At 40.7% G+C, this 22,054-nt stretch carries 16 protein-coding genes and 1 riboswitch; of the genes, 8 read left to right on the top strand and 8 right to left on the bottom strand.

Annotation, left to right across the window (positions count from 1 at the left end; translation table 11 throughout):
- Positions 1-75 precede the first annotated feature (75 nt).
- Positions 76-714 carry a Uma2 family endonuclease gene (locus QUD05_RS12480; protein ID WP_502911430.1) on the top strand — a complete coding sequence of 213 codons (639 nt, stop codon included), beginning with the start codon at positions 76-78 and terminating at the stop codon, positions 712-714.
- 62 nt (positions 715-776) lie between these two features.
- Here QUD05_RS12480 and QUD05_RS12475 read toward each other — a convergent pair whose 3' ends face one another.
- The 4 genes from QUD05_RS12475 to QUD05_RS12460 all read right to left on the bottom strand — a co-directional run bounded on the left by QUD05_RS12475 (position 777) and on the right by QUD05_RS12460 (position 5,831).
- Positions 777-1,391, bottom strand: coding sequence for an RloB family protein (locus QUD05_RS12475; protein WP_289796330.1), 615 nt, complete (start codon positions 1,389-1,391; stop codon positions 777-779).
- Complete coding sequence (locus QUD05_RS12470) at positions 1,384-2,634, bottom strand: AAA family ATPase (protein ID WP_289796329.1); 1,251 nt, start codon at positions 2,632-2,634, stop codon at positions 1,384-1,386. The genes QUD05_RS12475 and QUD05_RS12470 overlap by 8 nt, the downstream gene beginning before the upstream one ends.
- Before the next feature lie 158 nt (positions 2,635-2,792).
- Positions 2,793-4,121: a voltage-gated chloride channel family protein gene (locus QUD05_RS12465; RefSeq protein ID WP_289796328.1), complete on the bottom strand. Its 1,329-nt coding sequence runs from the start codon at positions 4,119-4,121 to the stop codon at positions 2,793-2,795.
- A gap of 60 nt (positions 4,122-4,181) precedes the next feature.
- On the bottom strand, positions 4,182-5,831 hold the full coding sequence (locus QUD05_RS12460) for a cation:proton antiporter (protein WP_289796327.1): 1,650 nt from the start codon (positions 5,829-5,831) through the stop codon (positions 4,182-4,184).
- A gap of 95 nt (positions 5,832-5,926) precedes the next feature.
- Positions 5,927-6,011: riboswitch (Fluoride riboswitch) on the bottom strand.
- A gap of 104 nt (positions 6,012-6,115) precedes the next feature.
- Here QUD05_RS12460 and QUD05_RS12455 point away from each other — a divergent pair.
- Positions 6,116-8,185, top strand: coding sequence for a potassium channel family protein (locus QUD05_RS12455; protein ID WP_289796326.1), 2,070 nt, complete (start codon positions 6,116-6,118; stop codon positions 8,183-8,185).
- A 67-nt stretch (positions 8,186-8,252) separates the two neighbouring features.
- Here QUD05_RS12455 and QUD05_RS12450 read toward each other — a convergent pair whose 3' ends face one another.
- On the bottom strand, positions 8,253-9,464 hold the full coding sequence (locus tag QUD05_RS12450; protein ID WP_289796325.1) for an MFS transporter: 1,212 nt from the start codon (positions 9,462-9,464) through the stop codon (positions 8,253-8,255).
- An 82-nt stretch (positions 9,465-9,546) separates the two neighbouring features.
- Here QUD05_RS12450 and QUD05_RS12445 point away from each other — a divergent pair, with 82 nt between their 5' ends.
- From QUD05_RS12445 to lnt, 5 genes are all read left to right on the top strand, one after another.
- Entirely contained in the window at positions 9,547-10,098 is a 552-nt protein-coding gene (locus QUD05_RS12445) for a Chromate resistance protein ChrB (RefSeq protein ID WP_289796324.1), read from the top strand.
- A 273-nt stretch (positions 10,099-10,371) separates the two neighbouring features.
- Positions 10,372-11,241 carry a zinc metalloprotease HtpX gene (locus tag QUD05_RS12440; protein WP_289796323.1) on the top strand — a complete coding sequence of 290 codons (870 nt, stop codon included), beginning with the start codon at positions 10,372-10,374 and terminating at the stop codon, positions 11,239-11,241.
- Positions 11,242-11,557: 316 nt separating this feature from the next.
- Positions 11,558-12,862: a chloride channel protein gene (locus QUD05_RS12435; RefSeq protein WP_289796321.1), complete on the top strand. Its 1,305-nt coding sequence runs from the start codon at positions 11,558-11,560 to the stop codon at positions 12,860-12,862.
- 152 nt (positions 12,863-13,014) lie between these two features.
- A complete protein-coding gene (gene gyrA, locus QUD05_RS12430) occupies positions 13,015-15,618 on the top strand; it encodes a DNA topoisomerase (ATP-hydrolyzing) subunit A (protein WP_289796320.1) in 2,604 nt (867 codons plus the stop codon).
- On the top strand, positions 15,599-17,203 hold the full coding sequence (gene lnt / locus QUD05_RS12425; protein ID WP_289796319.1) for an apolipoprotein N-acyltransferase: 1,605 nt from the start codon (positions 15,599-15,601) through the stop codon (positions 17,201-17,203). Before gyrA ends, lnt begins: the two co-directional genes overlap by 20 nt.
- A 276-nt stretch (positions 17,204-17,479) precedes the next feature.
- Here the strand turns inward: lnt and QUD05_RS12420 are convergent, their stop codons facing one another.
- The 3 genes from QUD05_RS12420 to QUD05_RS12410 are packed head-to-tail and all read right to left on the bottom strand — an operon-like array spanning position 17,480 to position 20,128.
- Positions 17,480-18,091, bottom strand: coding sequence for an rRNA large subunit pseudouridine synthase E (locus tag QUD05_RS12420; protein ID WP_289796318.1), 612 nt, complete (start codon positions 18,089-18,091; stop codon positions 17,480-17,482).
- A gap of 54 nt (positions 18,092-18,145) precedes the next feature.
- The gene (locus QUD05_RS12415) at positions 18,146-19,408 is read right to left on the bottom strand and encodes a sensor histidine kinase (protein WP_289796317.1); all 1,263 of its coding nucleotides are present in this window, start codon (positions 19,406-19,408) and stop codon (positions 18,146-18,148) included.
- 45 nt (positions 19,409-19,453) lie between these two features.
- Entirely contained in the window at positions 19,454-20,128 is a 675-nt protein-coding gene (locus tag QUD05_RS12410; protein WP_289796315.1) for a response regulator transcription factor, read from the bottom strand.
- 212 nt (positions 20,129-20,340) lie between these two features.
- On the opposite strand from QUD05_RS12410, the gene QUD05_RS12405 reads away from it, so the two are divergent.
- Positions 20,341-21,000 carry a hypothetical protein gene (locus QUD05_RS12405; RefSeq protein WP_289796314.1) on the top strand — a complete coding sequence of 220 codons (660 nt, stop codon included), beginning with the start codon at positions 20,341-20,343 and terminating at the stop codon, positions 20,998-21,000.
- The last annotated feature ends 1,054 nt before the right edge of the window (positions 21,001-22,054 follow it).

The raw sequence follows: 22,054 nt of genomic DNA, 5'->3' as shown, positions 1-22,054 counted from the left end.
GGTTACGGTGGGCTGTATTATCCACCGCAACCTGATAGATTTTGAATTTTGAATTTTGAATTGGAGCGAAGCGATGTGACTGCTGCTATCCCCGTTTTCAAAGCTGTTAGCCAGATGCAATTAGCACCTGGTAGCACGGTGACAATTCCTGATGTTAGCTGGCAAGAATTTGAATCTATTTTAGAAGAATTAGGAGAAAAAAGAACCACCCGAATTGCCTACAGCCAGGGTACTTTAGAAATTATGGCTCCTTTACCAGAACATGAAATTCCCAAAGATTTAATTTCTGATATTGTCAAAATATTGCTGAAAGCTAAAGATATCAGATATCAACCTTTTGGTTCCACCACCTTTAAACGGCAAGGTGTAGCAGGAGTTGAACCTGATGCTTGCTTTTATATTCAGAATTATCAACAAATGATTGGTCATCGCCGCTTGCAGCTTGATGATCCGCCGCCAGATTTAGCGATTGAGACTGATGTCACATCGAAAACTACTCTTGATGCTTATGAAGCCATTAAAGTCCCAGAATTATGGGTTTACGATAACGGAAACCTTTCTATTTATTTGCTGAGAGATGGGAAATACATAAAATCTAATACCAGTCCTAATTTTGCAGATATAGCTATTACTGAGATTATCCCTGCTGCGGTGGAACGTAGTTGGCAAGTAGGAAGTTTTCAAGCTTTGGAAGAATTGGAAGCGATGATTTAGTAAATAATAAAGTAGCCACTGGATGGTGTAAACAATAATTGATGTAATCTAAAAGATAAGAATTATCGAATGAATTTGTTTAGCTCCTCAATTAAAAGATGTACTGTTGTTGAAGGATTATCATTTACTGGATTGGGATGATTATATTGCTTCAGAAGACTTTTAGCGTGTTTGATGGCAGTAGATTGACGATTTTCTATTTCTTCATAGATGGTTGCACTATTTTTTTTATATTTGTATCCAAGTAATTTCTCTAATTTATCGATATAATCCTTGCGAGGAAGTCCAGTATTTAAAAACTCAAAATGCAATACATACCATAATTCAAAAGCTTCATTAGAATAAGCAACTTGAAATCCTTCTCTTTCAGCGTTTGCAATGGCGTTGTTAAAATCTTGCTTAGGCTCATCATCCCTATCAAATACGCACCAAATTTGATCGTAATCTCCTTGAGCTTTTAATTCTTTAGCTTCTTGTACTAGTTTACTTGGATTGTATCCAAATCCTCTAACATCAATCTTTTTCACAGTTGTGGAAACGCGAAAGCTCATGAAGTAATTTGGCTCGGTTTTTTCACCTTCACAAATAATTAAAAATATTTGCCTAAGCTCTCTTGTTTCAACTTTTCTATCGGTATATCCACGAGATGATGATCTCCTTGAATTATTTCTAGGCATTAGGCTCACCAATAAATGGAATAGCACCATATCTGCCTTTAAGATAGTCACTTTCAAAAGAGGCATCATTCCGTATTTTATATTCAACTAAGGAATATAAATCTGTAGCACCATATTTGTTTTTCTCAGTAAACCAAATCTGATCTCTCCGAAATATTTTATTACTGAGCAAATTGGTGTCATCAGTCATAAATATTAGTTGTGCATTATTAGAATTTGTCTTTATTGAATTAAATAATTCAACAATTGCTTTGCTGATTAGCGGGTGAAGTCTCGCATCCAATTCATCAAATATTAAAACTTTGCCATATTTAAGAGTATCTACCAAAAGTCCAGCAATAGAAATTATTTTTTTAGTTCCCTCCGATTCTTGATTTTCTAAATCGAAGAATTTTATAGAAACATAATTACCTTTTTTGTCAAATTTTTGATGCCCTGTCTTAATTAAATTTTCTGTTTTGAAATGATAAGAGCTTTGTTCTATAGGGATAATTTCTGCTTGCTTTATTCTTATTTGTTTAATGCCTAAATCTAGTTGTTTAATTAACTGAATGATTTCTGATTTATTATCATTATTTCTGGCTAAATAACTTACTGTATGAATCAAATGCTCTTGATCATCTAAACCTGAAACTATATTTACTTTTTTTGTAAGCCAATCTAGTATTCTCTCAGCTATTTCAACATTAAATTGAGCAGCTACTGATAGAAAAAGTGCATTACTCCTAGTTTTTGGGTAAATACCCTGAGCTTTAAACTTTTTAGATAGATATTTTAGCTTACGCGAATTTCCTTCAGAAACTCGCTCAAAAAGAGGAGTTTTTCTTGTGTTAGGAACGTAAGATAACCATTCAGAAATAACTCTTTTTTGATTAGCTTCAAACCCATATCTATACTTGATAGCATCTAATAAAAACACAATTTCAAAAAAAGATGGTTGTGCTTCAGTTTCTGTACTTAGCTCAAATGGCTCAACTCCTATTTTTTCTGTACTTTGAGTTTCCTTAGAGGAATTAATCATAAACCACTTCATGAAGCTCAAAGCTTTCGCAAGATTACTTTTGCCACTAGCATTAGCACCATAAATTGCAGCACTTTTGAGTAATTTTAGATCATCATCTATCGCAAAAACATTGTTTTCATCAAGTTCTTTTTCTTTGGCAACAATATTGGCAGCCACCATACTAAAGGTAACTTTATCCTTAAAAGATCGGTAATTGCCAATACTAAACTCTATGAGCATAGTAACTTTTTATCCTAAACAGCATATTTGTGAAACGATCGCAAATATATAAGTTAAGCATAGCGGTTATCGCACATAAAATATGACTACTCTGACTATGCGATGCCTACAACGGTAAACTATACACTTTCCCAATTATCCATTCATGCATCAATAAATTATTCCTGAGCATTACTTCCTCCTTCTTCACTATCATCAGGTAAATCAATTTTCGGTTGCCCATAATTAGCCAAAGTCACCCCTTCTTCTAAATATACAGCAGAGTATTTGCTCAACCCAATACGCTGTGCAGAATAAATTCCAGAATGACCGGAAAATAAATAGCTCACTACACAGCCAATAGCAATAAATACCCCCGATTCCAGACCAAATAATTCAATTCCCATTAAGGTTGATGCTAAAGGTGTATTTGCTGCACCCGCAAACACACCCACAAATCCCATTCCTGCTAACAGTGGTGCAGGTAATGCTAAAAGCAACGACAAAGCATTACCTAAAGTTGCACCAATAAAAAACAAAGGTGTCACTTCTCCACCCTTAAAACCTGCACCTAAAGTTAAAGCAGTCAAGCCTAGTTTGGCTGCAAAATCCCAAGGAGGTAGCTGAGTATAGAAGGAATCAACGATTGTTGGAATACCAAGCCCAATGTATTTGGTTGTTCCACTCAACCCAACAATTGCTGCTATTATCGCACCGCCTATAAAAGGACGCATTGGAGGATAAGATATCTTGGTTTTAAACAAATGGCTGATTTTGTGAGTTACTTTAGCAAAAAATCTCGCTACAATTCCAAAGATTACACCTGCAATAATTGCAGAAATTAGTCCCCAAATTGTGAGCGTCGGTATTAACGGAGCGTGTCGGTATGCGGTATGATGTAAACCCAATAGTAAGGTGACTTGATTACCAACGATCGCAGCAATCAAAGAAGGAAAAAGAGCATCATAATGAATCCTACCAATTGCTAAAACTTCCAGACCAAATACGGTTCCAGCTAAGGGAGTACCGAACACTGAAGCGAATCCTCCACTTATACCTGCTGTTAATAAAATTCGCCGATTAGCCCCTTTAAAATGCAGTATTTTAGTTACCTGATCTGCCAAAGAAGCACCCATTTGTAATGCTGTACCTTCACGACCGACTGAACCACCAAAAAAATGGGTGAGGTCTGTTCCTAGTAACACAAGAGGAGCCATGCGGAAGGGAATAACTTTTTTGGGATTATGAATTTCTTCAAGTAAAAGGTTATTTCCAGCTTCTACAGTCCGACCAAATCGATGATAAATCCAACCACTTAAGAAGCCGCCAAGGGGAAGGAAGGCGATAATCCAGCGATGTGATTCTCGCCAATCAGTTGCCCATTCCAATGATGCTAAAAGAGCCGCAGAAGCAGTTCCAGCCAGAATGCCAACTACAGCAGAAATTGGCAGCCATTTGATTAGGTGGGGTAAGGCAATAAAAGGTTCAAATTGACGTAGTTTTTTCATAAAAAAATCGTAATTAAAGTAGAATCCCGAAATTACTTTATTTTAGATTTATCTTTCAATCTAAAATCTAAAATCCAAAATTTCATTATGCTGACGATTTTCTAGCAAGATTACAGGTATTGGGCTGGCTTCTAAGACTGCTTGTGATACTGAGCCAATAAGCACTTTTTCCCAAGGTTGATGTCCGCGTTTTCCCATCACGATCGCAGTGACACGATACTCCTCGGCAATGCGAATAATCTCTTCTGGAATCGCGCCTGTAACAGTCAAAAATTCATACCTGATATCAGATAACAACTGTTTGCTTTGTTCTTTTATTTGTTCTATATCTTGCTGGTTTGAAGTGTTAACTACATGCAAAACGATCGCTTCCCCATTACTGCGGCGTGCTAAATCTGCGACTTTGGTTAAAACTTCTGTGGCTAAACTCGATGTATCTACGGCTGCCAGCAATACTGTACGAGTAGCAACTGTTACCTTGGTGGGGTCAACTTCGCCTTTGGTAAGCAATTTCGGCGCAAAGGTCATAGTTGCCCACGCGCCTAATGGTGCTGTGATTAAAATTGATAGAGCTGCGATCGCTAAAATTATCTCACCTCCGGCAATTCCTTGGGAGAGGGGTATTGCCCCAATGGCAGCTTGGACTGTAGCTTTTGCTGAGTTTCCTGGTAGCAGAAATAATCTTTCTCGCCAATTCCAATTACTACCCAAGGTTGAAAGATACCAGCCCAGCATTCGACCAATTAGTAAACCGATTGCCAGAATTATAATGCCAGGTAACAGAATCTTTTCTAATACTTGTAGTTGAATAGTTGCCCCTAACAAGACAAACAAAAAAATCTCCGCGACTATCCATAAACTGTCAAAACCGCCGCGTAATCTTCGGGCTAAGGGAGCATCTAATTCAATTAAGAAAAACCCCATCGCCATTGCTGCTAAATAGCCAGAAAAGTAAGGCAAAGCATGAGCGCTAATTACCAAGAATAAAGCTAAACTGGCAGCAATCACAGTATCTTGAACGGTATTTTGAGTCCAGTTTTGTTTAGTTAATAGTAAAACTAATAAACGGGCTGCTAAATAGCCAAACAAGACTCCCAGCAATATTTGCATGATAATTTGGAACGGCAGCAGTTGGAGAGCAGTCAAAGTCAATCCCCCAGGTAGGGTAATCTGCTCAACACCTCCGTCACCTAAGAAACTTAGCAGTAAGCTGAAGACTAGTAATAGCAGCACATCAGATAAAGCACTACCAGTTAAAATTGCATCGGGAATTCCTTTTGTGACACCCCAACCTAAACTTTTCAACCTCAGCATTCCTGGGACAATTACAGCCGGAGATTCAGCGCCAATCACACAACCCAAGAGTAATCCGGTGGGAAAGTCAAATTTAAAAATTATCATAGCGGTAATTGCGATCGCGATCGCTTCTGTTGCTGCTGGCAAAAATCCCAAGCGCAGCGCCACAGTTCCCTGTTGAGCCAGTTTTTCTCTATCTAAGCCCAGTCCGGCTTTCATTAAAATAATCATTACCGCCAAAGTTCTTAACTCATCAGCAGCACCCAGCACATCTTCACTGATGACATTCCGAACTTGGGGGCCGAGAATAATCCCCACTAAAATCATCCCAATTAAAGGCGGAGCGCCTAAACGACGGGCAAGTTGACCGACAAAAAAGCCCATCATTAAAATCCACAATACACTGGCTAGCATTCCATGACTCCTTGAGGCGCGATTTGTAGATTTACACTTTCTACAGGAGAGTCAGGTAATGCTTTTAGCCAAGCCCTACTCTCCCGCAGTTAGCGAAGAAAGTAGGAGCCATCAGCCTTCCATATCAGAATTTATCCGTTTGGAAAGGCGGTTTTGGCGAGCTCCATCACCATTGATAGTTTTTCATTAAATTAATAATACCATTTTTGCTGTGAGTCAATATCTTTGGTATTCTACGATATAAATAATATTAGTTAAATAATGTGTATCATTGGCGGTATTATATGCTGCCATCATCAGAAAGTAATTACCAGCCTGTTGAAGATTCTCAGACAAAACTAGATCAGTTTTTAGTTTGTGGGCTAGGAAGTTTGGGTCAGCATTGCGTTGCAGTCCTAAAAGAGTATGGTGCTGTTGTCAATGCTATTGATCAAGAACAACCCCAATATTTGGAAATACCAAATTTATTAAGTTTATTAGAAAACTTATTCATCGGAGATTGTCGTCAGAGCAGTGTTTTAGAACAGGCAAATATTTCTCGGTGTCGAACTGTACTTTTAGTCACTAGCAATGAACGGGTAAATATAGAAGCTGCCTTTGCGGCAAGGCTTTTAAATCCTCAAGTTCGCCTGGTTGTACGTTCTGATAAACAAAATCTCAATGAACTGTTAAGTCAGACCCTTGGTAATTTTATTGCTTTTGAGCCGAATCAAATTTCCGCTTCTGGCTTTGCTCTGGCAGCCCTTGGAGATGACAATCTTGGATATTTCCAACTGGAAGAACGTCAATTTCGGGTAGTAAAGCGTCAGATAAAAATAAGTGATAACTGGGCTAATAAATGGCATATACATGAATTAAATACTTTATATCGTCGGGTTTTAAATTACGCTAATGATTCATCTCCTTTGCCTAAAGAATTTCATCATTGGGAACCAGAAGCGACATTAAAACCAGGTGATACTATTATTTATATTGAAGTTACAGAGCAGCTTAAAAGTTTAAAACAAATTGCTACTGTGCGTAAACATAACTGGCAGCAGTTATGGCAAGAGATTGTATTAGGTAGAACCTGGAAAAATTTAAAAAATAAAATAGTATATCTCTCGCGGACATTCTCTCGTTATCAGAGTTTGCGGGTGGCAATTATTTGTGGAATTACAGTACTTTTTCTTTGGTGTTTTGGAACAATTATTTATATCTTAAATTATCCTGAAAGTAACATAATAGAAGCATTTTATGCAATTGCTGTCTTGCTTTTGGGAGGATATGGAGATGTCTTTGGTGGTGTTAATTTTAAAACGCCACCAGAGCCAGCTGAAAATATGCCAGGATGGTTGCGATTGTTTAGCCTCGCGCTAACTGTAACTGGTATAGGTTTTGTTGGGGTTTTATATGCGTTGCTAACTGATACTCTGTTAAGTTCAAGGTTCCAGTTTTTTAATAATTACCAGCCATCAATCCCCCAAAAAGACCATGTTGTACTTATTGGATTAAATCGAGTCGGTCAGCGAGTCGCGGCTTTGTTACAAGAATTCAAGCAGCCTGTGGTGGGTATTAGTAGCACAGCACTTAACGCCGATTTTCTCAACAAAATACCACTGATTATTGATAATATTACCGATGCTTTAGATAAGGTAAATCTCGCTAATAGTAAAAGTGTCGTTGTCGTTACGGATGATGACATGGAAAATTTGGAAATAGCTTTGATGGCATATGCTAAAAGTCCTAAAACTCGTGTGGTCATTCGGACTTACGACCGATACTTTCGTGATAATGTCGCACGATTGTTTCCTTATGCTCAAGTTATTTGTACCTCTGCTATTTCAGCAGAAGTATTTGCTGCTGCGGCTTTTGGAGAAAATATTCTCAGCTTATTTAACTTCGATACTCAAACTATTTTGGTAGTAGAGTACATGATTGAAGCTGGAGATACACTGAATGGATTACTATTGGCTGAGGTTGCCTATGGTTATGGAGTTGTACCAATTTTATATCAAAGCCTCAAGCGATCGCCTGTTAAATTAATGCCTGCCGATCATACACAACTGACTGTTGGCGATCGCCTGATTGTTCTGGCAAATAGTCATAGCCTCCAGCGGATTGAACGAGGTGAAATGTTTCCTCGAAATTGGCAAGTACAGATTGAGAAAGTTTTAGCTCAAGATGCTATTTTTGATGGTGCAAATGAAATAAGTATAATATCAGGATGTAACATCGGCACTGCTAGAGAGTTGATGCATAATTTGCCTGGACTGCTACCAACAGCATTATATAAACAACAAGCTCTTTTACTAGTAAGAAGACTTAGTAAATTAAGAGTTACAGCCCGGTTGAAATCATTCGTTGAGAATTAAAAACTTATTAGAATAACGAACCGCAGAGGCGCAGAGGACACAGAAAAATGAGAGTTTGAAAGATATTTTACGTAAGTCTTACTTGGATTTGCAAATATTTTCTTCTATTAATTACTAATAATAAGACAGCAGCGATCGCAAATAAGCTTCCAGTTATAAATGTTGCCTCTGCTCCCAATGTTTGCCACAATCCACCAGCTAGCAGACTGGCGGGTAAGAGCGCTAATCCTACAGCCAAATTCAGGAATCCAAAAGCAGTACCGCGCAGATTTGCAGGGATACTATTTGCCACTAGTGCCAATAGCAATCCTTTACTCATACCCAAATGCAAACCATAAAGGGCAAACAATCCCCAGACTTGCCAAGATGTCTGCACGAAAGCAAAACCCAGATACACCAGGGCGTATAAGAGAAATCCGCCTACTAGTAACCCAAATTTACCCACGCGATCGGAAAGTATTCCTATTGGGTAGGCACTGAATGAGTAGGTGATGTTCATCATCATTAATGTCAATGGGATGAGTGAGGCTGAAATACCTGTTTGCTCGGCTCGCAACAACAAAAAAGCATTACTGGAGTTGCCTAAATTGAATAGCAGCGCCACTGCTACAAGTACCCAGTATCCTTTACCCAAACTGCGTAAAGCTTCCCATTGCAAAGGGTTGCTTCGGTTCCCTTGAATTTCACTTGTTTTTGGTTCACTCACTCCCACTGCTAATAAAGCCACTGCGAAGAATCCAGGGATGAGTGCTAGCCAAAAAATCAGGCGGAAGTTGTTTTGGGAAGCAGCCATCAGAGCAAATGCTGCCAAAGGCCCTAAAAATGCTCCGATAGTATCGAGAGATTGACGCAATCCATAAGCTGCACCGCGTACTTCTGGATTAGTGGAATCGGCAACTAAGGCATCACGGGGTGCTACCCGGATACCTTTGCCAATGCGATCGCCAAATCGAGCTATTAATACTCCAGTTGGGCTGGTAGCTACAGCAAATAAAGGTTTTACAAAGGTTGACAATCCATACCCAAACACCGCTAATCCTTTACGATGTCCTAAGTAATCACTCAATACTCCCGAAAAGATTTTTAAAATTGAAGCTGTTGCTTCTGCAATACCTTCAATAATGCCCACTGTCAAAATATTCGCCCCTAAAACTGACACTAGAAATAAGGGCAACAGAGAATTAATCATCTCGGAACTAATATCTGTCAGTAAACTGACAAACCCCAAAACCCAAACAGTCTGAGGAATTTTCTGAACAAATTTATTTTGTAGCCGCATATTTACTTGCAATGCAACAAATGTTTCATTAGTTAACCTAACAATAAATTAAATTCAATGCAACACTTGTTACAATATCTCTATGGATAGACAATCTTGGAATCTATTGGTGTACAAAGTACCTGCACAGCCTTCGACGCAGCGGGTGTATGTATGGCGTAAACTTAAGGGATTGGGCGCACTTTATTTACAGCAGTCGGTGTGCTTGCTACCACAGCGAGAAGACTTGCAGAGCCATTTAAAAGAATTGAAAGCGGACATTACAGCAGGTGGCGGTGAAGCAGATTTATTCACCATTTGGATTGATGAACCTGAGCAAAATGCTATGTTGGTAGAGCGCTTCCAACAGCAGTCAGACCAAGAATATCAAGAGTTTTTGGGGCAATGTCGAGATTTACATAGCGAATTGAGCGAGGAACGGAAAATAAATAACCTCACTTTTGCAGAATTAGAAGAGAATGAGGCGGAACTAACGAAACTGCGTTCTTGGTTGCCAAAAATTCGCGATCGCGATTTGTTTGATGCCCCAAAATACTCACAAGCCACTGAAACTTTGAAGGCGTGCGAATTAGATTTTCAGCTATTTTCCCAACAAATATATCAAGCACAAGGAATAGACTCAGAATCTTTATAAGTAAATGGATCTTAAATAATTGCATAGGCATAGGCAACACCTCAGTATCGCCCTTGTAATTTCTGCCTAGATAAATAATTTATTCCTATAGATAGATGCGTTTTTAGTATTTATAAATATTAATTATATGACTAAAACTTAAGTAGGAAAACCGTACTTATCTGATAGGTTTTCTGTACCATATATCTAAGTTTAGCTGGGTAAAATCAAAATGTAGCTGAAGTAATGCTGTTTTCTGAAAAATTTACACAGCATTAGCAGGAGAGCAAAAATATGACAAATCAATTAAAAACGGCTGCAATGCTTGCTGCACTAAGTGGTCTTTTGATTGCAATTAGTTACTGGGTAATTGGTGGTTCTAGTGGTTTGATTATCGGGATTGGCTTGGCAGCAGCAACCAATCTGTTTTCTTGGTATCAATCAGATAAAATTGCCCTAGCAGTATACCAAGCACAGCCAGTAAGTGAAAGGGAAGCACCAGGACTTTATCAGATGGTGCAGAGATTGAGCGATCGCGCTAACATTCCCATGCCTAGAGTTTACATCGTTCCAAGCCTTGGCGCTAACGCCTTCGCTACAGGGCGCGATCCAGAACACGCTGCTGTGGCTGTCACCGAAGGTATTCTAAATATATTGCCAGACGATGAACTCGAAGGTGTTATCGCCCACGAGCTAACCCATATTATTAATCGTGACACCCTCACACAAGCCGTTGCTGCGACTGTGGCTGGTGCGATCTCATTCCTAGCCCAAATGGTTAGTTACAGCCTATGGTTTGGTGGTGGTTCGCGAGATGACAACAGAGGTGGAAATCCTTTAGGAGTTTTATTAACAGTCATGCTTGCGCCGATAGCTGCGACAATCATTCAGCTAGCAATTTCGCGCACACGAGAATTCTCTGCTGATGCAGGTTCTGCTAAATTAACTGGTAATCCCCGCGCCTTAGCTAGGGCATTGCAACGCTTAGAAGCCTCAGCAAAGCAGATGCCTTTAAATGCTAATCCAGCTTATGAGCCGTTATTAATTATCAATTCCATCTCTGGACAGTTTTTGGGTAACTTATTTTCCAGTCACCCAGCTACAGAAATGCGAGTTGCAGCATTGTTGAAATTAGAGCAACAACTGCCAACAAAAGCTTATTAATTTGTTATTTGTCATTAGTCACTTGTACTGAGTTTCGACTGCGCTCAACTACCGCGTAGTCGAAGGCGTGGTCACTAAGCGTAGTCGAAGGCGTGGTCACTGAGCGTAGTCGAAGTGCAGCCTCTCGTAGAGAAGGGCGGGCTACGCCTAAGCAGATAAATATTTTAGGGGCGTACATCTATCTGTACGCCCTTTTTTATAGCCCGTCAAAAATATCGCTCTTTGTAGACCAAAAATGATTCACTAAACTAAATAGCCTTTACCATAAAAAACGTAAATATTCAGTACTCTAGGTTTCACAAATAGGAAATAAGCAGTGTTACCAAACAAGCCCCCCGCCAACAATCAAACTCAACGTTGGACATTTGCTCAACTTTTTGGACTGGTAAAGCGTAATCCCCTAATGATTTCGCAGTGGGTTATCCGCTGGATAGTCGTGGGGACTGCTGGTGGTCTGTTTGCAGCGTTGTACTGGAATATTCTAGAGTTTTTAACTCACAGACTCCAGCGATTTGAGGGTTTTAGCCTCCTGATAGTGATGCCACTTAGCGGTTTACTTATCGGTCTGGTGATTCATTTTTTGGGAAATCCCGGTGAAATCGCTGTGATTGTTGATAATATTCATTTCCGTGGCGGACGCCTAGATGTTCGCAAAAATCCTTCCATGATTCTTGCTTCTTTAGTCAGCATCTCGGCAGGCGGTAGTGCTGGGCCAGAAGCGCCACTGGTACAGGTAACAGGTTCTTTTGGTACTTGGATTGCCGATCGCTTAAAACTCCAAGGTGAAGACCTCAGAACCATGAGTTTAGCAGCAATGGCGGCTGGCTTCACTGCCTTATTTGGCGCACCTCTTGGCGGTGCGATGTTCGCTTTGGAGATTTTGCACCACGAGCATATTGTGGAATATTACGAAGCCTTAATGCCAGCCATTGTTTCAAGTTGCGCTAGCTATCTGGTGTTTGCAGCAATTACACATTTGGGTATTGCCCCCACTTGGCATTTTCCTCAGTATCACTTAGAAAGGATTGATGATTTTGCGATCGCGATCGCATTTGGAATTATCGGGGCTGTAGCGGGATGGATTTTTATGGGCATTTTTCGCGGCTGCGATGCCTTTTGGCAAGCCGTTTCACCAACTTCTGTTCCCATTTATGTACGTACAACACTAGCAGGAGTGGGACTTGGCATTTTAGCAGTATTATTACCCCTCACCCGTTATTTTGGACATGAAGAGTTAGATTCAGTCTTGATTGCTAACTTTGGTGCTGTTTTTCTCTTAACTCTAGCTCTTGGGAAAATGGCTGCCATTAGCATTACGGTAACAGGTGGGTGGCGCGGTGGATTCATCATTCCCCTATTTTTCACTGGTGCTTGCATTGGTAAAGCAGTAGCAATCTTAGTTCCGGGACTCGATCCTGCCCTTGCGATGATTTGTACAATGGCGGCTGTCAACGCAGCCGTAACGCGCACACCGATAAGTACGACTTTGCTACTGTCAAAACTGACTAACTTAAGTCCCTTTACGCCAATCCTTTTTGCCAGTTTGGTGGGATTTTTTCTTGCCCCTAAAGTTCCCCTGATCGCATCTCAACTCAAATCCCAGAGAGAAGCTACAGATTGAACAATTGCCTGAGTTAGCTGCCCAGGCAATAAAAAGCAATATATGCTAAGATTGTATCAAATTATAGCAATTATTCAAGAGCAATTTAGAATAATTTTGCGCTTTGTTGAGTAAACAAGCTAAAATCTACGATTTTTGGAGATTTTTAGGTTATGACAACCTCACAGGAGAGGATTATCCCGATTGACTTGCGAACCGAAATGTCGCAGTCTTATCTGGAATACGCCATGAGCGTGATAGTGGGTCGGGCGTTGCCAGATGCCAGGGATGGTCTAAAACCTGTGCATCGTCGCATTCTCTACGCAATGCACGAGCTAGGTCTGCTCCACGATCGCCCCTTTAAGAAATGCGCCCGTGTAGTGGGTGAAGTATTGGGTAAATATCACCCCCACGGTGACACAGCAGTATATGATGCCTTGGTGCGGATGGCACAGGATTTTTCCATGCGATCGCCCCTAGTTAACGGACATGGTAACTTTGGTTCGGTAGACAACGATCCGCCAGCCGCCATGCGGTACACTGAATGCCGCTTGCAAGCTTTAACTAGCGCTGGTTTACTCCACGACATTGAGTATGAAACCGTAGACTTTGCCGATAACTTCGACGGTTCCCAGCAAGAACCCACAGTTTTACCAGCACGGATTCCCCAGTTACTACTTAACGGTTCCTCTGGGATTGCCGTGGGCATGGCCACCAACATTCCCCCCCACAATTTGGGCGAATTGATCGATGCTTTGGTGGCTGTAATCCACAATCCAGAAATCACCGATCTCGAATTAATGCAGTATGTCCACGGCCCAGACTTTCCGACTGGGGCGCAGATTTTGGGAACATCAGCCATTCGAGAAGCTTATACTACCGGGCGTGGTTCCATCACTATGCGTGGTGTCGCCAACATTGAAACCGTTGAACAACGGGGACGCCCAGATAGAGAAGCAATTATCATCACCGAATTGCCCTATCAAACCAACAAAGCGGCGCTGATTGAAAAAATCGCCGAAATGGTGAACGAGAAGCGTCTAGAAGGGATTGCAGATATCCGGGATGAAAGCGATCGCGACGGGATGAGAGTTGTCATCGAACTCAAGCGTGATGCTTACCCTCGCGTCGTTTTAAACAACCTTTACAAGCAAACGCCGCTACAAGCCAACTTCGGCGCGAATATGCTGGCGTTGGTGAATAGCGAACCCCAAGTACTCACCCTCAAGCAGTTTTTAACCGTCTTCTTGGATTTCCGTATCGAATCCATTGCCAGACGCACCCGCTACGAACTGCGGAAAGCCGAAGAACGCGACCATCTATTGCAAGGGTTATTAATTGCCTTAGCCCAGTTAGATCCAATTATCGTCTTGATTCGTCATGCTCCCGATGCACCTACAGCTAAAGGTGAGTTGATTACAACTTACGGACTCTCGGAAGTGCAAGCAGATGCGATTTTGCAAATGCAATTGCGGCGCTTGACTGCCTTAGAAGCAGACAAAATTCGTTTGGAACACGAGGAATTACAAGCGAAGATTACCGACTTGCAAGATATTTTGGCACGTCGGGAGAGAGTGCTAGAAATCATTGAAACTGAAGTCGGGCAACTCAAAACTAACTTCGCCACACCCCGCCGCACGATAATTTTACCAGGGGAAGGGGAATTAGACGATCGCGACCTGATTGCCAATGAAAAAGCGATAATTCTGGTGACAGAGCAAGGCTACATCAAACGAATGCCAGTTAACACCTTTGAAGCCCAAAGCCGTGCTACCAGAGGCAAAGCCGCAGCCAAGGTGAAAGATGATGATACCATTGAGCATTTCTTAACTTGCTGCGATCACGACAGTATTTTATTCTTTAGTGAGCGTGGTGTTGTTTATTGCCTGAGAGCCTATCAAATCCCAGCGAGTTCGCGTACCAGTCGCGGCACACCAATCGTCCAGATGTTACCGATTCCCAAAGAGGAAAAAATCACCTCAATTGTACCCGTTGACGAGTTTAGCAGCGAAGAATATCTGGTCATGCTCACTAAGGGCGGCAATATCAAGAAAACCGAATTGGCTGCCTTTAGTCACATTCGCGCCAATGGCTTGATTGCCATTTCCTTAGAAGAAGGCGACCAACTCCGCTGGGTGCGACGCGCTAGAGTTGAGGACAGCGTAATCATTGGTTCTCGTAACGGGATGGCGATTAACTTCCGGTGCAACCACGAACAACTGCGTCCTTTAAGTAGGGCGACTCGTGGGGTGAAAGCCATGAAACTTAAGAATAAAGATGAGCTGGTGGGTATGGATATTCTGCCCGCAGCAATTCTGGAAACTTTGGATGTTACAGAAGCAGAAATTGAAGATATCGAAACAATCGAAACAGAAGATATCGAAATTACCGAAATTACTGAAGAGTCCGCAGAAGTGCCTAGCAGTGGCGTAGTTGGCCCTTGGGTGTTGGTAATTACAATGGGTGGATATGGTAAGCGCGTACCAGTTGCTCAATTCAGGCTGCAAAATCGTGCTGGTCAGGGTTTAATGGCAACCAAGTTCAAAAACCGCAAAACCAAGGACAAGTTGGCAACCCTACGCATTGTGAACAACGATGATGATGAAATCATGATGGTGACAAATCGCGGTATTATCATCCGTCAAGCGGTGAATGCGATTTCTATCCAATCGCGATCGGCAACTGGAGTCAGAGTGCAGCGTTTAGACGAAGATGACGCTATTACCGGAGTAGCAATAGTTCCACCTGATGCTGTCGATGCAGAAGAAGCAGAATAAAAAGCAGGGGGAGAGGTTAATCGCCTTACTCCCCTATTTGATTGCATTCGCTAGCGGCATTTTAATGGGGCTAACCGTAGCCCCAGTAGGTGCATGGTTCTTGGCTTGGATTGCCATAGTTCCCTTATGGGTGCTAGTTGTCACTTCAGCCAAAGGTAAAAACAAATTCCCCCCGGCTTTCCTATGGGGTATTGGTTTTCACGGTGTCGCCCTATTCTGGATTACCGGAATTCATCCGATGACATGGTTGGGCGTTCCTTGGTTGCCAAGTTTGGCAATTACGATTTTTTGTTGGGGATTTATCAGCTTCTTGGGAGGGGTATTCCTTACTATTTGGGCGGCTGTGATGGTTCGCCTAGCCGGACAAAAACCGTGGCTACGTATACTAATTGGTACAGCCGTTTGGTGCGGTTTAGAAAGTCTGTGGAGTGCTGGCCCTCTGTGGTGGAGTTCTCTTGCGTACACACAAAGCCCGCATAATCTCGTAATTGTACATCTGGGTCAACTGTCTGGGTCTAATACTGTGACAGCAGCGATCGTTGCCATTAATGGTTTAATTGCTGAAGGATGGATGAACCGCAGAGAGGCAGAGAGAATTTCCTCTGTGTCCTCCGCGCCTCTGCGGTTCGTTAATAAATACTGGGTTATCGCCACAGGACTATTAATTACCTTACACTTGATTGGTTTTATCTTATACAGCCGCCCCATCGCTCAACCCCCAGAAGCGGCTTTAAAAGTGGGGATTGTTCAGGGTAATATCCCGAACCGACTTTTACGAAGTTCCGAAGGGTTTCGTCGCGCCCAAGAAAATTACACCAATGGATATCTAACTTTAGCAAATCAAGGTGTAGATGCAGTCCTGACCCCAGAAGGAGCCTTACCTATTTTCCAGCGTAACTTGATGCAAACTGCTTTAGTCGCAGCAGTGAAAGAAAAAGGCGTAGTTGCTTGGATTGGGGCTTTTGGCGAACGGGGAGATAGTTATACAATTAGTTTGTTTACTTTCAACAGTAAAGGTGAAATTGTCAGCCGCTACGATAAGTCCAAACTAGTACCTCTGGGAGAATATATTCCCTTTGAAGGGATTTTAGGTGGACTAGTTCAGCGCTTGTCGCCTTTGGATGCACACCAAGTTGCTGGCTCAGCAAATCAGCTATTTGACACTCCTTTTGGTCGCGCGATCGCTAGTATATGTTATGAATCAGCTTTTCCCAAACAATTTCGCCATCAAGCGGCGGCGGGTGGGCAGTTTATTCTCAGTTCTTCTAACGATGCCCATTACACTGCATCCATGCCATTCCAGCATCATGCACAGGATATCATGCGGGCAATTGAAACTGATAGATGGTCAGCACGGGCAACTAATACCGGATATTCAGCCTTTGTAGATCCTCATGGCAGAACCTTATGGATGTCTGGATATAATACCTACGAAACTCATGCTGAAACAATTTATCGGCGACAGACACAAACTTTATATGTGCGTTGGGGTGATTGGTTAACACCGTTGTTATTGATCTCCTCTGGAGGAACTTGGCTGGTAATTCGCGGTACAAAGAAATTTAGTAATGTTGGAAATCTTTAGCATATTAATGGCAAGTCAACGTAGAAACTCGACTTCCTGTTAAGGGACTTCTAAATAAAAAAATATCCAATTAACTCCTGTGGGGTGGGCGTCTCGCCCGCCCAGTTGATATGGCGGGCAAGATGCCCACCCCACAATATTGGATAATTTATTTCTTGAAGTTCCCTAAGCAATTTTTTCCTTCTCTTTCTTTTCTCTGCGTCCTCTGCGCCTCTGCGGTTCGTAAAAAAAAATGACTTTGACAAAGACTGCTAGGCTTAACCCAAGCGTATTGTGTTATTGGGCATTGGCTTTTGAGGGAAAACTTTTCGATTTACTAAAATTATGGATTTCAGAAGCGGTGAGGTCACGCCATTGACCCAATTGTAGGTCATCTAATTGTAGGTGAGCGATGCTAACTCTAACCAGTCGCAAAGTCGGAAACCCGACAGCCGCAGTCATGCGCCGAACTTGGCGGTTTTTTCCCTCTGTCAAAGTCATTTCCAGCCAAGCTGTCGGTACATTTTTACGAAATCTAATTGGTGGAGTGCGTTCGGGTAACTGTGGTTCTTCTGATAGAAGCTCAACTTCTGCTGGTTGAGTGCGGTAATCTTGAATTTCCACACCTGTTTGCAACCTTTTGATAGCCTCTGCATCTGGAATTCGCTCTACCTGTACCCAGTAAGTACGTTTATGACCAAAACGCGGATGGGCGAGGCGATGTTGCAATTGTCCATCATTTGTTAACAGCAGCAATCCTTCACTATCCCAGTCCAAGCGTCCCACAGGATACACATCAGACACATCAATATAATCTTTTAGGGTGCTATGTGTGGGGGCATCTTTTGTAAACTGGCTGAGAACGCCATAGGGTTTGTAAAAAATAATATATCGGTAATGATTGGGCATGGGGCATTGGACTTCTGAATTCTCTTTTAACAATAGAAGCAGAATTTATAAATCTTACTTTAGAGGCAAAGCAATTTGTAAAATTGTACCTTCTTGGAATACACTCTTAATAGTAATTTTACCACCATGAGATTCAACTATTTGTTGGACAATAGCTAACCCTAAACCAAATCCTCCAGTTTGACGCGATCGCTTTTTATCCACTCGATAAAATCGTTCAAAAATATATGGCAAATCAGCTTCAGGAATCCCAATACCATTGTCTATAATTTGAATTACACCCCAATGTGATTGGGTAAATAATTGCAATTGAACTTGGCCACCAGTAGGAGTATATTTACAAGCATTATTAAGTAAATTTATAACTACTTGACGGAGCAAGTCGGCATCGCCAAGCACCGTTATATTATTATTTGGTAGTTTGCAAACTAAACTAAGATGTTGTGCATCTGGTTGAGTGGCATAATCATCTGTTATCTGCGCAAGCAAATTATTTAAGTCAATTACTTGTAATGATTCAGTCGGTAATTGTCCTTGAGAACGTGCCAGAAACAGCAGATTATTTACTAGAATACTCATTGACTTAGCGATATCAAAAATCTTTTGGAAGCGCTGACGTTGCATCTCCAAATCGGTAGATTTAGATAAAAAGCCGTACTGAGCATTACTAATAATTGCTGTCAGAGGCGATCGCAATTCGTGGGAAGCATCAGCTGTAAACCTTTGCAGATGATGGTAATTGTGGCGAATTGGTTGCATTGCTAGCCCTCCCAACCACCAACCTGTGAGGGCAACTACAGCTAAAGTTATAGGCGCTGAGATAGCCAAAACCATACGGAATTCAGCTAAAGCGCTTTCAGTAGCTATCATCGGCATCGCTGCCTGCAAATAACCAATTAATAAACCATTTTGGTAAACAGGCAACGTTACCTGACGTAGCCAGACTTTACTATCAGTCTTGATAGTATCAAACCCACCTGAGATTGAAAGGCGATCGCTAGGAATCGTACCAAAAAATTGTACCAGCTGCTTTTGCTCATCGTACCAGCTTGCATACACTAGTTGACTATCCGGCAATGGTTGTACCATACTTCCCAACAATGGTACATGTTCCAAGTCTACCTGTCGCTGGCCATTATGCAGCTCCGACTTGACATTAGCTGCCATCACACTCGTTTTTTTATAAAGTAATCGATCTAGTTCCTCCAACTCATCTATGACTTCCCAGTAGTACACTACCGCCGCAAACACAATTAAAATACTGCCCATTGTTAGCGTGAACCAACTTGCAAGATTGCGACGGCTGCGATTAAACATAAGTAATCGTTAGTAATGTTATTATTCTTCTCAGTCTCCCAGTTTTTATTCTTGAGGATTTAAGCGATAACCCATACCATAAACTGTTCTAATCCAGTCTTCTGCACCCAATACTTGCAAGCGCTGCCGCAACTTGCGTATTAGCACAGTTAGGGCATTGCTTTCTGGTTCCATACCGTACTCCCACAAAGCTTCTTCAATCTGGTTGCGAGTTAAAACCTGATTGGGATGACGCATCAGGTATTCTAGTAATTGTCCTTCACGTGGAGATAATTCTACTTTTACCTGACTCCGTTCTACACTTAATTCAGCTAAATGAAATTGTAAATCTGCTATACGTAAACTATATCCCTGCCAATTAGGAACTCTTCGCCCCAAAGCACGTACTCGTGCTAACAGTTCTACCAAGTCAGCAGGTTTAACTAAATAATCATCGGCTCCTGCGTCTAAACTCATAACTTTGTCGGCTGTGGTATCTTTAGCAGTTAACATCAATACTGGTGCATTTTTACCAGAGAGACGATACTGGCGACACAAAGCCAACCCACTAATTGTTGGTAACATCCAGTCCACAATTAATAGATCGTAATCTTTTTGCGAAATCAGCCATTGGGCAATTTCCCCGTCTTCTGCGGCATCTACAATATATCCTGCCTCGGAGAGAATACCTTGTAGTGGTTCTAATTGTTCTAAGTCATCTTCTACTAGTAAAATCCGCATAAAACTTTTTGGTATGAAGCCTTGCCAGAGAATTATTAACTCTCTTTTAAAATTAGATATGTTAATTACCTCTATGTCTTCTATCTAATTTTAGATTTTAACTTTCAGATTATTCTTCATCAGGAATAAAGTATATCTGTCAACAGGTAGTTACAAACCATGCTATACTTCGTGACTATTGAAATTTAAGGTTATCTATAAAATTACAAAATATGCCTGATTTACGGCCAAAAATTTTACTATTGTTTCTACCTTTGTTATTAGTAGGAATTGCCTTTTGGGCTGGTAGTGATTTCCTAACAAAGCAATTATTAAGTTTCTCTTACAGAACGCCAGATAAATTGCAAGCTGATAAACTACTACAGGTTTTGCTCAAGCTTAATTTTACAGTAATTGATCTGAAGATACAGGAACAACAAAACTTTACTCAAGTTCAAATTAAAACGGCAAACTCCATCATTAAAAGGTTAGAACTAGAAATTCCTAATTCAAAATTTACCGAAGTAGCGATCGCACAAAAATTAGGATTGTATCCTCAAATTAAAAAACTAAAACGTAATCAACAAATACAAATACAAATTCCCTTGAATTTGACAGCAATCAAAGCTGAAATTCAAAAAAAACAAGGATTTAGCTTTGTCGAGGTTAGAACGGCTAATAGTCCTCTAAAAAAGTTGAATTTTGCACTGCCAATAACTGAAGTTAATATGTTAGAAGTCATGATTGCTCAATTACTTAATTTATCTCTTGAAGATGTCAGAAAACTTATAAGTTATCAAGTGAAAAATCAATCGCGTTTAAAACCACAACCTAAACAACGCATACAAATAGAAAAAGATGCTAAAACTGAGACAATCTCAATTAGTAATTGAAATTGCAAGGGAGCTAGAGCCAAACCCCAAATTAGAAGAATTGTCCCGCTGATCATAGCAGTAATGCGACTAATTTCGTCTTTAGTATTGAAAGCTAAGAAAAAAGTTGCTAAACCAATTAATAATAAGATTAAGCTACTCATAAACATATTTCTGAGTTGTACTGTTTTTTGTGAAGCTGTATATACAGCAGAATTCAGGAGTAAAACACACTTCATATCAGTCTTTAAGACGAATCGTTGTATTCTTTACCTTCCTTGAAACCTGTTGTATTTCCTCCTGTGTCTTACCGTTAGCTTGGGCGGACTACAGGGAAGGCTTGTTATGTGCATCTTAATACAGAATTGGTATTAGTAATTAAAAATCAATCAATACAAATTTACCATATCGCATACAGCAATCCTATTTGAGTTGTGAAAATTACCGAACCGCCATCTCTACGAGAGGCTTCCGCCAACGCGCAGCGTCTCGTTAGAGAAGAACGCCAAGAAAACAAGCAGATAATTAAGTATACTAAAAACCCCCGTTTCCATTCCTCTCCCCGAAGTGAAAATAAAGTTATTGTCTTCCTGTCACTTTCTGCTCACATTTTTTTTGTAGATTTTTTAATGTAAATACAATACTTGTCGGATTTTGGGGAAAGAAAAAACCTTTAACCCAAACTCAGTAACCTTTTTCTCAAACCAAATTCCAGTTTAAAATTCTTAACCTAGCAGGATTGAATGTAAATAGAATTAGTATGAAAGTTTCAGTAATAAACTAATTCACAACTATCTTTAAATTTATTTAAAGGATATATAGAAAAATTATTTTATATCAAAGGTAAATAACATGGAATCCAATAAAAATTTCAATATATATATACCAGATGACTTAAAACTTTATTCAAGTTCAACAAACATATCTAGAGAAATATCGAGTACAGAAAAGGGTGATAGCGAAAATTTAATTAGAGAGAATACAACTACTGCCATAACTTCAGATCCATCTCTAATTTTGGCTCCTTTTATATTGTTAGTAATGGGTGGGACAGTTATTCTTCATAAGATAAAAC

The sequence above is a fragment of the Nostoc sp. GT001 genome, assembly GCF_030382115.1.
Taxonomy (GTDB): Bacteria; Cyanobacteriota; Cyanobacteriia; order Cyanobacteriales; family Nostocaceae; genus Nostoc.
This window is presented reverse-complemented; position numbering and strand designations above follow the sequence as displayed.